The 14,725-nt window shown below is 53.9% G+C and carries 12 protein-coding genes, 1 rRNA gene and 1 pseudogene; 6 read left to right on the forward strand and 8 right to left on the reverse strand.

Going from position 1 to position 14,725, the window contains the following annotated elements; genetic code table 11:
- The 3 genes and pseudogenes from rrf to ACOTYB_RS21370 form a co-directional block, all read left to right on the forward strand.
- A 5S ribosomal RNA gene (gene rrf, locus ACOTYB_RS21360) occupies positions 1-73 on the forward strand; the annotation flags it as partial.
- A gap of 128 nt (positions 74-201) precedes the next feature.
- Positions 202-654, forward strand: a complete 453-nt coding sequence (locus ACOTYB_RS21365) for a DUF4385 domain-containing protein (RefSeq protein WP_006811623.1) — start codon at positions 202-204, stop codon at positions 652-654.
- Positions 655-805: 151 nt separating this feature from the next.
- Positions 806-2,113, forward strand: a pseudogene (locus ACOTYB_RS21370) (MFS family transporter).
- Here ACOTYB_RS21370 and ACOTYB_RS21375 read toward each other — a convergent pair.
- The 5 genes from ACOTYB_RS21375 to trxC all read right to left on the reverse strand — a co-directional run bounded on the left by ACOTYB_RS21375 (position 2,110) and on the right by trxC (position 7,831).
- Positions 2,110-2,433 carry a YfiM family lipoprotein gene (locus ACOTYB_RS21375; protein WP_421765878.1) on the reverse strand — a complete coding sequence of 108 codons (324 nt, stop codon included), beginning with the start codon at positions 2,431-2,433 and terminating at the stop codon, positions 2,110-2,112. The pseudogene ACOTYB_RS21370 and the gene ACOTYB_RS21375 sit on opposite strands and share 4 nt — an antisense overlap.
- A 45-nt stretch (positions 2,434-2,478) precedes the next feature.
- The gene (pssA, locus tag ACOTYB_RS21380) at positions 2,479-3,834 is read right to left on the reverse strand and encodes a CDP-diacylglycerol--serine O-phosphatidyltransferase (RefSeq protein ID WP_026094276.1); all 1,356 of its coding nucleotides are present in this window, start codon (positions 3,832-3,834) and stop codon (positions 2,479-2,481) included.
- 109 nt (positions 3,835-3,943) lie between these two features.
- Entirely contained in the window at positions 3,944-6,607 is a 2,664-nt protein-coding gene (locus ACOTYB_RS21385) for a bifunctional acetate--CoA ligase family protein/GNAT family N-acetyltransferase (protein WP_022651672.1), read from the reverse strand.
- Between the two features lie 35 nt (positions 6,608-6,642).
- Complete coding sequence (gene tapT / locus ACOTYB_RS21390; RefSeq protein ID WP_003860734.1) at positions 6,643-7,341, reverse strand: tRNA-uridine aminocarboxypropyltransferase; 699 nt, start codon at positions 7,339-7,341, stop codon at positions 6,643-6,645.
- 70 nt (positions 7,342-7,411) lie between these two features.
- Positions 7,412-7,831: a thioredoxin TrxC gene (trxC, locus tag ACOTYB_RS21395; RefSeq protein ID WP_003860733.1), complete on the reverse strand. Its 420-nt coding sequence runs from the start codon at positions 7,829-7,831 to the stop codon at positions 7,412-7,414.
- Between the two features lie 204 nt (positions 7,832-8,035).
- Here trxC and ACOTYB_RS21400 point away from each other — a divergent pair, with 204 nt between their 5' ends.
- On the forward strand, positions 8,036-9,121 hold the full coding sequence (locus ACOTYB_RS21400) for a tRNA/rRNA methyltransferase (protein WP_058656822.1): 1,086 nt from the start codon (positions 8,036-8,038) through the stop codon (positions 9,119-9,121).
- Positions 9,122-9,160: 39 nt separating this feature from the next.
- Here ACOTYB_RS21400 and ung read toward each other — a convergent pair whose 3' ends face one another.
- Complete coding sequence (gene ung, locus ACOTYB_RS21405) at positions 9,161-9,850, reverse strand: uracil-DNA glycosylase (protein WP_003860729.1); 690 nt, start codon at positions 9,848-9,850, stop codon at positions 9,161-9,163.
- A 315-nt stretch (positions 9,851-10,165) separates the two neighbouring features.
- On the opposite strand from ung, the gene grcA reads away from it, so the two are divergent.
- On the forward strand, positions 10,166-10,549 hold the full coding sequence (gene grcA / locus ACOTYB_RS21410; RefSeq protein ID WP_003860727.1) for an autonomous glycyl radical cofactor GrcA: 384 nt from the start codon (positions 10,166-10,168) through the stop codon (positions 10,547-10,549).
- 52 nt (positions 10,550-10,601) lie between these two features.
- Here the strand turns inward: grcA and srmB are convergent, their stop codons facing one another.
- Positions 10,602-11,930 carry an ATP-dependent RNA helicase SrmB gene (srmB, locus tag ACOTYB_RS21415; RefSeq protein ID WP_116290752.1) on the reverse strand — a complete coding sequence of 443 codons (1,329 nt, stop codon included), beginning with the start codon at positions 11,928-11,930 and terminating at the stop codon, positions 10,602-10,604.
- A gap of 132 nt (positions 11,931-12,062) precedes the next feature.
- On the opposite strand from srmB, the gene trmN reads away from it, so the two are divergent.
- Positions 12,063-12,800 (forward strand): tRNA(1)(Val) (adenine(37)-N(6))-methyltransferase TrmN, encoded by a 738-nt coding sequence (trmN, locus tag ACOTYB_RS21420; RefSeq protein ID WP_003860724.1) that lies wholly within the window; start codon positions 12,063-12,065, stop codon positions 12,798-12,800.
- On the opposite strand, the gene nadB is transcribed toward trmN, so the two are convergent.
- A complete protein-coding gene (gene nadB / locus ACOTYB_RS21425) occupies positions 12,785-14,404 on the reverse strand; it encodes an L-aspartate oxidase (protein WP_421765879.1) in 1,620 nt (539 codons plus the stop codon). The genes trmN and nadB overlap by 16 nt on opposite strands.
- Between the last annotated feature and the right edge of the window lie 321 nt (positions 14,405-14,725).

Below are 14,725 nucleotides of genomic sequence, written 5' to 3' on the forward strand. Positions count from 1 at the left end.
ACTCAGAAGTGAAACGCCGTAGCGCCGATGGTAGTGTGGGGTCTCCCCATGTGAGAGTAGGGAACTGCCAGGCATCAAACAAGAAAAACCCCGTACCGTAAGGTACGGGGTTTTTTGCTTTGGGCGCGGAAAACATGCCGGATGGCGGCTTCCCCTTATCCGGCTTACAATTGTTAAAACAATTTTAACAATGGTGCCGCTTTGACTCGTCCCTTTGATTATCAACAAGATTTTGCCAATATTAATTTTCGCGAACATCCCGAACGGTATCAGGTGGGCCGGGGTGAGCAGGGCGTATTGATGGTCGAGCCTTATAAAAGCGAAATCCTTCCACACTGGCGTTATAAAAATGCTGAAGTCGCAGCGCGTTCGGCAGAAGAGATCTACGCCCTCTTTGAAGAGTACCGCAGGAATAACGATTTTGTAGGTATGGATATGGCGCGTAAATTCATACAGATGGGATACACCCGTGCCCGGCGATACGCCAATCATAAAGGCGGAAAAAAGTATGATGAGAAGCGCCAGGTCAAACCCCTCGATCACGATCCAGTAAAAGCAGAGGCCGCTGCGGTATTCAAAACGTGGTGGGATAAAATTCGTGCCGATGAAGATTATTTGCAGCGAAAAAAGGCTCACCAGCAAGCGTGGGGATAATTACTACGTCCGCTAATAATTCGATACCTGATCGAGTTCACAAAATCCAATGAAACATATTGGAAACATTTTATTTACCTAACGATTCGTTTTAAATCCGGTTTTACTGTTTGTGGGCAATGGCCCGCAATGTGAGACAGGGGATTTTAAAATGACAGAAACCGTAGCCACTGCAGATACGGATAATACCAGTTTAGCAGGCAAGGATACTCGCCGTCGGGTTTGGGCAATCGTTGGAGCTTCATCGGGGAACCTTGTAGAGTGGTTTGATTTTTACGTCTATTCATTCTGTTCACTCTACTTTGCGCATATCTTTTTCCCGTCAGGGAACACCACAACGCAGCTTCTGCAAACCGCAGGCGTTTTTGCCGCCGGGTTCCTGATGCGTCCCATTGGCGGATGGCTGTTCGGCAGGATCGCGGACAGGAAAGGGCGCAAGACATCCATGCTCATCTCTGTGTGCATGATGTGCGTCGGCTCGCTGGTGATTGCCTGCCTGCCCGGATATGACACAATCGGAACATGGGCACCGGCGTTGCTGTTGCTGGCACGTCTGTTCCAGGGGCTGTCAGTGGGTGGCGAATACGGCACCAGCGCGACATACATGAGCGAAGTAGCTGTTGAAGGGCGCAAAGGTTTCTATGCATCATTCCAGTATGTAACCCTTATTGGCGGTCAGTTGCTGGCATTACTGGTTGTGGTGATCCTTCAACAAATCCTTAGCGATGAAGATTTACGCGCCTGAGGCTGGCGCATCCCGTTTGCCCTGGGGGCCGCCCTGGCGGTTGTGGCGCTGTGGTTACGCCGTCAGCTTGATGAAACCTCCCGGCAGGAGGTCAGGGCGCTGAAAGAAGCCGGTTCGATGAAAGGGCTGTGGCGTAACCGCAAAGCATTTTTGATGGTACTAGGCTTTACCGCCGCAGGCTCGCTAAGCTTCTATACCTTCACCACCTATATGCAAAAATATCTGGTCAACACCACGGGCATGCATGCTAACGTTGCGAGCGTCGTCATGACGGTGGCGTTACTGGTCTTTATGCTCATACAGCCGATTGTTGGCGCGCTGTCGGACAAAATAGGTCGCCGCACCTCCATGCTGATCTTTGGTGGCATGCTCACCCTGGGGACTGTTCCGCTTTTGACGGCGCTACAGCATACAACCTCTCCGTATGCCGCTTTCGCTTTGATTATGGTGGCACTTATTATTATTAGTTTTTACACGGCAATCAGTGGCATTTTGAAAGCGGAAATGTTTCCCGCACAGGTGAGGGCGCTGGGCGTAGGCCTCTCTTATGCGGTCGCTAACGCCCTGTTTGGCGGTTCGGCAGAATATGTCGCGCTATCCCTAAAGTCATGGGGCAGTGAAACGACCTTCTTCTGGTATGTCACCATCATGGGGGCGCTGGCGTTTATTGTCTCCCTGATGCTGCATCGTAAAGGAAAAGGGATTCGCCTTTAATAATGCGCCATCTGCCAGACGGCGTAGCCGGTTGTTGCCCCGGCTACGTCCCAGGCAAAATCTTTCCAGCTCCAGCCGCTTCCCGAGGGGCGGCTATCCCAAAGTTCTTTTGATGCCCCCAGGCTAATGGAGAACATGAGCCCCATTGTGGCACTTCGATCCCGGTTATACCCCTGGTGCAGCGCATACTCATTACCCGCAGCGGACAACATTGCAGACGCCAGAAAGTGTTGAGCTTTATCCTGACCCGACCAGTTATCATTAGCCATATGGCTGCAACCGGTCAGGAAAAGAGGGATTATCAGGAAAGGCGTACGCATTAACAGACTCCATAAAAAAGCCCCGTCGATGACAGGGCTCGTGTATTACAGAATGCGGCTGATGAGGCGGTCGATACGGATCCGACGTAGACGGCGAATCAGCTTGCGAACTTTCACCGGATAATCAGCGATGCTTTGCAGATCGCGATAATGACGAACCACGGTGGTATGCGTGCGTATAAGCTCCAGCTCACGATCGCGTTTCGCGGCTAACGCATGCTGAGGATCATGAATAAGGATGGCGTTTTCCAGATCCAGACGCCAGGCGCGTGGGTTCAGGTTATTACCGGTCAGCAGCATCCACTCGTCATCCACCCACATCCCTTTGAGGTGATAGCTGTTGTCTTCATCTTTCCAGAGACGCACAACCAGCTGGTCCGTGTTCACATAGTACTGTAAACGGCTCAGGAAGCGGCGCAGGTTAATCTCATAGAGATAAGGCAGTGCGCCGATGATCTTGAAAGGCTGATCTTCCGGAATGAAAAAGTCATTTGCCGTTTTATCCCCGACAATGATTTCCACCTTTTTACCATCACGCAGCAGCTGAATGATATTACGCACCAGAACGGCGGGAAGATTAAAGTACGGGGTGCAGATGGTCAGCTTATGCTCAGCGCACGGCATCAAATGAAAGATGGTCTTGTTCAGCAGGCTGGATTTTCCCAGGCCTACCAGAGGCGTAACGGACAGTTCTTCATTACTGGCATCACCCTGAAAACGATAAACCGCATCGCGCAGTTCCTGGCGGAAGGAGCGAACGTCGTTTTTGATTTCCGGGCTTTTTGGGCGATGAGGATCGTCAAGACGGTGCACACCCCGACCATGAACCAGGTTTTTATCAACCCAGTTGAACATGATGTCAGCCATCTGCGGATTGCGGATCAGATGGTAGCGATCGTAGCGGTATTTATCGAGCTGATGGAGATACACATCATTCAGGCTGGCGCCGCTATAAAGGACACTGTCATCAATGATAAATCCTTTAAAATGAAGAACGCCAAGCGCTTCACGGGTATTCACCGGTACGCCATACACCGGGATATCAATCCCCGGATTTTCCTGGGCCGTGCGGCAATACCAGTCAGCATTGGTATTCGAGGCAGCCGCACCAATACGGCCACGCTGAGCACGGTGCCAGTCTACCAGCACGCGAACATCCAGTTCCGGACGCTGACGTTTCGCTTCATAGAGCGCGTTCAGGATCGCACGCCCACCTTCATCTTGTTCAAGATAGAGCGCCACAATGCAAATACGTCGCGTAGCGCTGGCAATCTTTTCAAGAAGCGTCTCCCGGAAATGAGCGGGAGCATAAAAGAACTCTACATCATCAACTGACTGAGAAATCTTCGGTAGTTGAGCAAGGTGTTGTTGATGTTTATTACGCTTAAATTTTGACAACATCACAGTGCGTTTCTTCTCTGTTCATTGAAGGGTTGTCTGTACCAGGCAAACAACATAAGCGGACAATGATACCCCAGTGCCGGTAAAAGTGGGTAACATTTCCAGCAGCTTACTCTTGTTTATCCGTCGAAGTCAGGCTGAGGGACAGAGAGACAATGCCTTCATCCAGCTGGATATCAACGTCAAAACCGAGCTTCCGCGCCAGGGTCACCATACCCCGATTGTTTGGCATAGTAATGCCATTCAGGCGTGACAATCCGTGATCGCGCGTATAACCAATGAGTTTTTCGAGCAGCCGTCTGCCCAACCCCAAACCCTTAAGATCGGAACGCACCAGTACGGCAAACTCGGCATCCACGTTATCCGGGTCGGAAATAGCGCGCGTCACGCCGAGGATCTCCTCTCCCGCTCCGGAACGGCGGACCGCCACAATCGCCATTTCTCGATCGTAGTCGATCTGGGTCATATTGGCTAAATCGTCGTGGGTAAATTCATTGATTTCGCTGAAATAGCGATAGTACAAATCTTCCTTCGTCACCTGCGAGATGAACGCCCGCAGCAGCGGCTCGTCTTCCGGCAGGATAGGGCGAAACAGCGCCCGCTCCCCATTTTTCATCTCCACCCACTCTTCCAGATGAAGAGGATAAGGACGAATGGCGAGACGGCTTTCCGGGTCACCGATATAGGGCGCAATGTCCAGCGTCACGTCCAGGGCGGTAAATTCATTTCCGGAGGCAAGAAGGGGGTGGATATCCAGGCGCTGGATCTCCGCACAGTCAACAATGAGGTTGGAGACCTTCACCAGAAACTGGCTTAATCCGGCGATATCAAGCGGCCGCAGAGCGCTTCTCCCGCGGATTTTTTTGCTTTTGATGGCCTGAATAATTAAATAACGCGCCAGGTTCATGTTCAGAGGGGGAAGCGCGACAACCGCCTGTTCTTCTGGCCGCCACTCAACGCCGCCTTCACCCAGCATAATGAGCGGACCAAAAACCGGATCGTGTTCGACAACCACGCGCAGCTCCTGCGCACCTGCACGGTTGGCCATGCTCTGCACCAGCAGGCCGTGGATCCTGGCCTGTGGCCACGTCATTTTTACGCGATCGATAATGGCATCCGCGGCCTGTTGTACTTCTGTCGCGGTGCGCAGATACAGCATGACGCCCTGCACATCCGATTTGTGCGGAATATCGGGAGAGCGCAGCTTCAGCGCGACCGGATAACCAATCTGCTCAGCAATATGTACCGCCTCAGCGCTGTCGCCGGCAATCCAGGTGGGCAGGGTTTGCATTCCATAACTGCCAAGAATGGGTTGTACCTCATGTGTGTCAAGAGAAGTGGCGCCCTCTTCGATGGCCTGCTGCAAAAGCCTGTGCACATCCACCGAATTTGCGGTGAGATTGCCCGGCAGGGCAGGCGTTTCACGCAGCTGCTTCTGGTTGCGGCGGTATTCAACCATATGCATAAACGCGGTAATGGTGCCCTCTGGGGTACGGTAGGTTGGCAACCCGGCTTCACTAAACAGACGCCGTGCCTCCTGCGAGGAGAATTCGCCGCACCAGTTGGTCAGCAGGGTAACGTATTTGCCGCGGGGATGGTTTCGGACCGCCTCAATCAGCGCACGCGCACTTTCGCTGCCTGGCGCAACCGCGCTGGGCGAATGGATAATCATCAGCGCATCAAAGTCCTGGCTATCCAGCAAAATCGTGATCGCCTTAATGTAACGATCGCTGCTGGCATCATCGCGCAAATCGAGGGGATTATCGGGAACAACGCTTCCCGGTAACGCATCCCGCAGGCGCTGGAGCGTCTCTTCACCCAGCGTGGCCAGCTTGCCGTTGCGTAGCCAGAGCTCGTCCAGCGCCAGGGCGGCGGGAGCTGCACCGTTGCTGACAATCATCAGCTTTTCACCGCGCAGGGGGCGCATGTGGCTTAACGTTTCGACGGCGGAAAAAAGCTCGTGCGTATCCTGTACCCGCAATAAACCGGCGCGCTGGATCGCTGCATCCCATGCGGGATCCATCCCGGAACGGGAATGTAGCAGGCGCTGAGCCGCGGGGCTGCGCCCGCTTTTGATGACCAGAATCGGTTTATTACGTGATGCGCTACGCGACGCCGACACAAAACGACGGGCGTCGCTCAGGTGTTCAAGGTAGAGCAGGATAGCGCTGGTTTTGCTGTCACGCGCCAGGAAATCCAACAGCTCATCGACGTCAATGTCCAGGCTGTCGCCGAGGGCAATGAAATAGGAAAAGCCCATCTCACGCTGCTGCGCCCAGTCGAGGATGGTATTGGATACCGCAGCCGACTGCGAAATAAAGGCCAGTTTGCCTTTACGGATCGGAACCGGGGAAAAACTGGCATTCAGCCCTTGCCAGGGCGCAAGCAGACCGAGGCTATTTGGACCAAGAATGCGCATCTGGTAGCGGCTGGCGCAGGCCAGCAGTTCGGGCTGCTGTTCAGGAGGCGAGGAAAGAATAATGCAGGTTTTACAGCCTTTCTGACCGAGCGACTCAAGCAATTCGAGGTTTCGTTTCGCATGCGTACAGAGCACGGCGAGGTCGGGAACAAACGGTAAACTTTGCACGTCCGGCCACGCCAGCACCCCCTGTACCGCCTTATAAGCGGGCGTAACGGGCATGACCGGGCCGTTAAATCCGCCAGCCAGCAGATTGCGCATCATCAGATACCCTGCGCGGTCCGGTTTCATCGAGGCGCCAATAACGGCAATGGATTTCGGACGGAGTAGCGCTTCTAACCCTCTCTGGCTCATGCAGGCCTCCTGTGAATGCAAGCGACCTGATGATTTTAAACGCTTTCTGCCTCAGTTGCTGTGACGCTACCCTTATGAACGGTTTTTCCCGCAAGATAACGTTCGCGGAAGCAGGAGAAGTGACTGCCCAGCGCGCCGGCCGCCTGGGTATCGCCCGCCAGATCCAGTAGCGCTATGGCGACTTCAGCGGTGCAATATTGACCGTCGGCATGCGCTTCACGCAAGCGATAGGCCGAAACACGCGACAGATCGACGGAAATCACCGGCAGCGCATCAAGATAAGGGCTTTTGCGAAACATCTTTCTTGCTTCGGTCCAGGTGCCGTCGAGCATAATAAACAGCGGCGGCTTACCGGATGGTGGCGCCGTAAGTACCTGACGTTGTTCGCCTGCATATGATGCCGGGAAAACGACCATGGGCTGATAGTCCGGGCTTGCCACCAGGTCGAGCAGAGCCTGAGGTGGCTCAGTGCGCGACCACTGAAACGCTGCGGTGTTGGGTAGAATATCGGCGATCAAACGCCCTGTGTTGCTGGGCTTCATCGGTTCGGTATCGAACATGACCAGACAAAAGCGGCTTTTCGCCTCGCTCGGCGCAAGCGTTTCGCACAGACACACTTTCAGCGGTAAAAGGCAGCGCTGGCAGCGGCGAATACGATTGCCTCGGGCCAGAAAAGGGCGGGTGGCGCGCGCAAGGCGCTCGGCGCGTAATTGAAGTACAGCGTTATCAGTCATGGGCGAAAAGGCAGGAAAAACCCCATTTTCGCAGAGGAGAGAACGGGGCACAAGATATGCCCCGCGAATGTTACAGGGATTCGTTTAACCAGCTGTCGAAAGGCGCTTTTGGTACTGCACCATTGAGCATGTCGATCACTTCACCATTTTTGAAAATCATAATGGTTGGAATGCTGCGAATGCGAAAACGGGCGCTGAGTTCACGTTCCGCTTCGGTATTCACTTTGACAAAACGCATTTTCCCGCTGCGCTCTTCAGCTACGTCTTCGAAGATGGGCGCAAAGTTACGGCAGGGGCCGCACCACGGTGCCCAGAAATCGACCACAACAGGCAGATCGTCCTTGAGGAGTTTGTCCAGCGTAGCACCCGTCGCGTTAATGACATCGCCATCAAATAATTCGTGGCCACAACGCCCGCATTTCGCACCGTCATCCATCCGATCGTCCGGAATGCGGTTTAAAGCCTGACAGTTGGCACATACGGTATTCATAACTAACCTCTGATAGAGCCGTGGAACAACGGCAGAACGCCGATAATGTTTCTGATATGTTACATATTATCAGTGAGCCTGTATGAAACGACAACGCGTTTTATTCAATGGGAACAATAGTCACAGGCTTTTGTACGAAATTATGGCTATGAGCTTGCACATCGGGTAATCTGCGCGCTTCGCGCAGCGCTGGTGGAGAAAAGCATGAACGACGAAATGAAAAACAAAAGCGGCAAGGTCAAAGTGATGTATGTCCGCAGTGATGATGACTCTGATAAACGCACCCAAAATCCGCGTACCGGAAAAGGTGGCGGGCGTCCGGCGTCTTCTCGTGCAGACGGTGGCCGTCGCCCCGCCCGCGATGACAGAAATAACCGCGGCGATGACCGCAAACGTGATGACCGTAAGCGTGACGATCGCAAACGCGATGATTTTGTCCGCGACGGTGGATCGCCATGGCGTACCGTTTCTCGCGCGCCCGGTGAAGAGATGACCGAAAAAGCCGATCACGGCGGTATCAGCGGAAAAAGCTTTATCGATCCGGAAGTGCTGCGTCGTCAGCGTGCGGAAGAGACCCGTGTCTACGGTGAGAACGCCTGTCAGGCCCTGTTCCAGAGCCGCCCGGAGTGTATCGTTCGTGCATGGTTTATCCAGAGCGTGACCCCGCGCTTTAAAGAAGCGCTGCGCTGGATGGCGGCGAACCGCAAAGCCTACCACGTGGTTGACGATGCCGAGCTGACAAAAGCGTCCGGTACAGAACACCACGGCGGCGTCTGCTTCCTGATCAAAAAACGTAACGGCACTACCGTGCAGCAGTGGGTTAGCCAGGCGGATGCCGATGACTGCGTACTGGCGCTGGAAGATGTAGGTAACCCGCATAACCTGGGCGCTATGATGCGTAGCTGCGCGCACTTTGGCGTGAAAGGCGTTCTGTTGCAGGATGCCGCGCTGCTGGAATCCGGTGCGGCGATTCGTACTGCGGAAGGTGGTGCAGAGCACGTTCAGCCGATCACCGGCGACAGCGTGCTGGAAGCCCTGGAGCAATTCCATAAAGCGGGCTATACCATTGTCACCACCTCAAGCCGTGCCGCTACGCCGCTGTTTAAAGCGACGCTGCCGCGCAAAATGGTGCTGGTGTTAGGTCAGGAGCGTGATGGTCTGTCTGATGCGGCACTCTCCAGCGCTGACCTGAGCGTCTCTATCGACGGCACTGGCAACGTTGAAAGCCTGAACGTATCCGTTGCGACCGGCGTGCTGCTGGCGGAATGGTGGCGTCAGAACAAGGCATAAGCCTTTTATGTGCCGGGCCTGACCCGGCACATTCAAACCCTACTCGCTCTCTGCCGGTAACACAGGCATCCAGTCAATCGGCTTTTCGCCACGCTTTTCCAGCCACTCATTCGTCAGAACAAAATGATTACTGCCAAAGAAACCACGATGCGCAGACAGCGGCGACGGGTGCGGCGCCTTCAGCACGTGATGACGCTGACGATCGATAATCGCCCCTTTCTTTTGGGCATGCGAACCCCAGAGTAAAAACACGACGCCTTCACGATGCTCATTGATCAGGCTGATAACCTTATCGGTAAAGGTTTCCCATCCCAGACTGGCGTGGGAGTGTGCCTGACCCGCCCGGACAGTTAATACTGTATTCAGCAACAGCACGCCCTGGCGCGCCCAGCTTTCCAGATAACCGTGATTAGGACGGGTGAAACCCGGAATCGTTCCTTCCAGCTCTTTATACATATTCAGCAGAGAAGGTGGGATGGCCACGCCCGGACGTACGGAAAATGCCAGTCCGTGAGCCTGCCCGGGGCCGTGGTATGGATCCTGCCCCAGGATAACCACCTTTACATCGCTCAGTTCGGTGTAGCGGAAGGCGTTAAACACATCTTTCTGCGGCGGATAAATTGTCTGGCCGGCCTGCCGTTCAGCCGCAACGGTACTGAGGGTATTTATAAAATAGGGCTGCTGCTTCTCTTCAGCCAGCACGTCATGCCAGGTTAAAGGTGTTGTCATCTCGCTCTCCTGCGAATCTCATTCTGTGTCTAGCTTACCTGTTAAACACCAATGAGCAAAATTACCCGCGGAAAAGCAGGCTAAGTGACTCAATTTATGTTGAAAACCAGGCTGGATAAGTTGAATTGGTAAACCTTTAAAATTGATCTAAAACAAAAAATACAGACCACACTCTTTGTGTGGTTGGTGGTTTTGTTGATTTAAATCAATAAATCACCCGGGACTGAATGTTATATATACACACAACAAACAATGGTTTTACCAATTGGCCGCAAAAGGCCAGCATCAGTTAATGTAGCCTAAGGGAGGCAACACATGATTACAGGTATCCAGATTACTAAAGCTGCAAATGACGATCTGCTGAACTCTTTCTGGCTGCTGGACAGCGAGAAAAACGAAGCGCGCTGTGTAGTAGCGAAAGCAGGTTTTGCGGAAGACGAAATCGTTCCGGTGAGCAAACTGGGCGAAATTGAATACCGTGAAATTCCAATGCAAGTGCAGCCAGAAGTACGCGTGGAAGGTGGTCAGCACCTGAACGTTAACGTCCTGCGTCGCGAAACGCTGATGGATGCCGTTGAGCACCCGGAAAAATACCCGCAGCTGACCATCCGTGTGTCTGGCTATGCGGTGCGTTTCAACTCTCTGACCCCGGAACAGCAGCGCGACGTTATCGCGCGTACCTTTACTGAAAGCCTGTAAGGTTTCAGCTTTGGGGGTGGAATAAAAAAGCCGGGAATGTCCCGGCTTTTTTTTACTCTTCCGTTTTTGTCTCTGTCGCAGCAGAGCTTGGCTTACGGCGCTTACCAATATTTTTGGTATCGCGGTGGCGCTGTTTAACGCGCGGCTTCTCTTTTTCTTTCTCTTTTCTCTCAGCACGTTTCGCGAGCGCTTTCTTGGACGGTTTACCCGTCATTTTTTCACTCGGCGCACGTGTGGTCGGACGAAGTCCGTCAATCACGCGAGCTTTCAGCGGCTCCTCAACGTAGCGGCCAATTTTCTGTAGCAGCAAATGGTCGTGCGCTTCTACCAGAGAGATAGCAATACCTTTGCGGCCCGCACGGCCGGTACGACCAATACGGTGCAGGTAAGTATCACCGCTGCGCGGCATATCAAAGTTGATCACGTGGCTCACGTCCGGGATGTCGATCCCGCGCGCGGCAACGTCGGTGGCAACCAGCACATTCACGCGGCCATCGGTCAGGCGCTTAATCCCTTCGGTACGCTTAACCTGCGCCATTTCACCTTCGAGATAGCAGTTGTTGATACCGGCATTGCGCAGCATTTCTGCCAGTTCATGCACGCGCTCACGTTTGCGTACGAATACGATGGTACGGGTTGCCTCTTCCTGCTTCAGCAGGTGTTTCAACAACTCAACCTTATGCTCAAGGTTATCTGCGCGGTAGTACCACTGGTGGATCTTCTTACGCTCACGGGTCGATGGCGTAGCGGACACTTCCACCGGATCTTCCAGCAGACGTTCGGCGAAATCTTTAATGGCATCCCCTTCAAGGGTTGCCGAGAACAGCATTGTCTGGTTACGCCAGCGCGTTTCACCCGCGATGTGTTCGATGTCCTGGGCAAAGCCCATGTCCAGCATGCGGTCAGCTTCATCGAGAATCAGCGTTTCCACTGCGCGGCAGTCGAAGTTCTCTTCTTTTATGTATTGCAGCAGACGGCCTGTCGTCGCGACAACGATATCCTGGTTTTCGCTGAACACTTCGGCGTGGTTCATATACGCTACGCCGCCGGTGATGGTCGCGATATCCAGATGGGTGTTCGCCGCCAGCTCACGCGCGTGTTCGGCAACCTGCATCGCCAGTTCACGGGTCGGGGTCAGGATCAAAATGCGCGGCGGGCCTGATTTTTTACGCGGAAAGTCGAGCAAATGCTGCAACACAGGCAGCAAGTAGGCTGCTGTCTTCCCCGTGCCGGTTGGCGCAGAACCGAGCACATCGCGGCCCTCAAGCGCAGGCGGAATGGCCGCGGCCTGAATGGCGGTCGGGCGTGTAAAGCCTTTGCTCTCAAGGGCATTGAGCAGGCTTTCATCGAGTTCAAGTTCGGAAAAAGTCGTTACAGTCATGTTCTACCTCTGTGTGGGGCGCTGATTATAGACGTTACGGCTGTAATCTTCATCTGTTTGTATGGATATCGCTTTTCGACCACTTCGCTTTCCCCTATGCTACTCCAGTTTCACTCAGAAGGTTGCCCTGACATGTCTCAACTCAAAGCGCAGTTGCGCCGCGATGGTTTTACGTTTAAACAGTTTTTTGTGGCGCACGATCGTTGTGCGATGAAAGTCGGTACAGACGGTATTTTACTGGGGGCATGGGCTCCTGTCGCAGGTGTAAAACGCATTCTGGATATTGGTACGGGCAGCGGACTTCAGGCGCTGATGCTGGCGCAGCGAACGGAAGAACACGTCACGATCGATGCCGTTGAGCTTGATCCTCAGGCGGCCCGGCAGGCAAGTGAAAACGCTGCCGACTCTCCGTGGGCAGAACGCATCAGGGTAGAATGCGCCGATGTCCTGACCTGGGCGCCGGAGCAGACCGCGCGTTACGATTTGATTGTCAGCAATCCGCCGTATTTCACGCCAGGCGTGGAATGTGGCACGCCGGAACGCGAGCAGGCACGTTACACCGGCTCGCTCGATCACAAGGCGCTACTGACCAGTGCGGCGGAGCTCATCTCGGAAGAGGGATTTTTCTGCGTGGTCTTGCCTGAAAGCACGGGTAATACCTTCATTGAGATCGCACATGAGATCGGCTGGAATCTGCGTCTTCGTACCGATATTTCGGATACGGAAGGACGCTTACCGCACCGCGTGTTGCTGGCACTCTCGCCGAAAGAGGGCGAGTGCTTTATCGACAGGATGGTCATTCGTGGGCCAGACCAGCGTTATTCCGAAGATTACACAGCTCTGACCCAGGCCTTTTATCTGTTTATGTGAACCTGCGGCGTCAACACCGACGGCCCGGACGTTTCAAGCGGTTCGGGATAGTCCTGCGTATAATGCAGGCCACGGCTCTCTTTGCGCATCATTGCACAGCGCACAATCAACTCGGCAACCTGCACAAGGTTGCGCAGCTCCAGCAGATTATTGGAAACGCGGAAGTTGGCGTAATATTCATCAATTTCCTGCTGCAACATCATGATGCGGCGTAACGCGCGTTCCAGACGCTTCGTTGTACGTACAATCCCGACATAATCCCACATGAAAAGCCGCAGCTCGTGCCAGTTATGCTGGATTACCACCAGTTCGTCCGGGTTTTCTACCCGACTTTCATCCCATGCCGGCAAGTGTGTTGTCGGACGTGCATAGGGCATGCGTTTGGTAATATCTTCCGCAGCCGACCACCCATACACCAGACACTCCAGCAGCGAGTTTGAGGCCATGCGATTCGCACCATGCAGGCCGGTATAGCTGACCTCGCCGATCGCATACAAACCATCCACGTCGGTACGACCATGATCGTCAACCATCACCCCGCCACAGGTATAGTGGGCGGCAGGTACAATCGGCACCGGATCGCGGGTTAGATCAATACTCAGACTCAGCAGCTTTTCATAAATCATCGGGAAGTGCTGGCGAATAAAGTCTGCCGGTTTATGGCTAATGTCCAGATACATACAGTCCACGCCAAGCCGCTTCATCTCGTGGTCAATGGCGCGGGCCACGATATCCCGCGGTGCCAGTTCACCTCGGGGGTCGAAGTCCGGCATAAACCTGGAACCGTCCGGACGCTTCAGATACGCGCCTTCGCCACGCAACGCTTCAGTTAACAGGAAGTTACGCGCCTGCGGGTGGAACAGGGCGGTAGGATGGAACTGGTTAAACTCCAGATTCGCCACGCGGCAACCTGCGCGCCAGGCCATGGCGATACCGTCTCCGGAGGCGATATCCGGGTTAGTCGTGTACTGGTAAACCTTGGAGGCGCCGCCGGTGGCCAGCACAACGGCTTTTGCCTGGCAGGTTTCCACCTTCTCTTTATTCCGATTCCACACCCATGCGCCGACAACACTGCGCGTGCCGGGCAGGCCAATTTTATCGGAAATAATCAGGTCGACGGCGTTGCTGCGCTCCAGTACCCGAATATTGGGATGGCTGAGGGCTTTGCTGACCAGCGTGGTTTCAACCGCTTTTCCGGTTGCATCAGCAGCGTGCAGAATACGGCGGTGGCTGTGCCCGCCTTCACGGGTCAGGTGATAGCTCTCTTCACCATTAGGCTGAACCTGCGTATCAAACAGCACGCCCTGATCGATAAGCCATTGCACGCAGTGGCGGGCATTGCTGGCGACAAACTCTGCGGCATGCTTATCCACAATCCCGGCGCCGGCAATCAGGGTGTCTTCTACATGCGAGGCAATGCTATCCGTTTCATCAAACACCGCGGCAATACCGCCTTGTGCATAGAAGGTGGAACCTTCGCTCATCGGCCCTTTACTCAGCACGATTACGTTCTGATGTTCCGCCAGGCGCAGTGCGAGGGAGAGGCCGGCAGCACCGCTGCCAATGATCAGTACATCACAATGAAGTTCAGGCGTCGTGTTCATGATGTTTGTTTAATTTACTAAACATGGTGTGGGGAGAATAGCATTGCGATGCGAGATATCGCACGTTTTTTTTGAGGTGTGTTGCAATGACTAAACGGAATCCCGGAGGTTAAATCTGCGCTAAATGGCCGGAAATATTTTGCGAAGCAGATCGTTAGCTTCAGATTTTGTGGTGAAATAAAGCCTGTGTTGCGTTACTCTTCTGACGATAAAGTTAATGATTCTTGTCAGAAAGCGGGTGCGTATCGTGAACAGACTTATAATGAGAGAAAATGAATGGTCTGCGGCGCGATGAACAAAAACAAAGGCGTTACGGAACTT

The sequence above is a fragment of the Enterobacter cloacae complex sp. IR5450 genome, from assembly GCF_049238665.1.
In the GTDB taxonomy this organism is placed as follows: Bacteria; Pseudomonadota; Gammaproteobacteria; order Enterobacterales; family Enterobacteriaceae; genus Enterobacter; species Enterobacter hormaechei_C.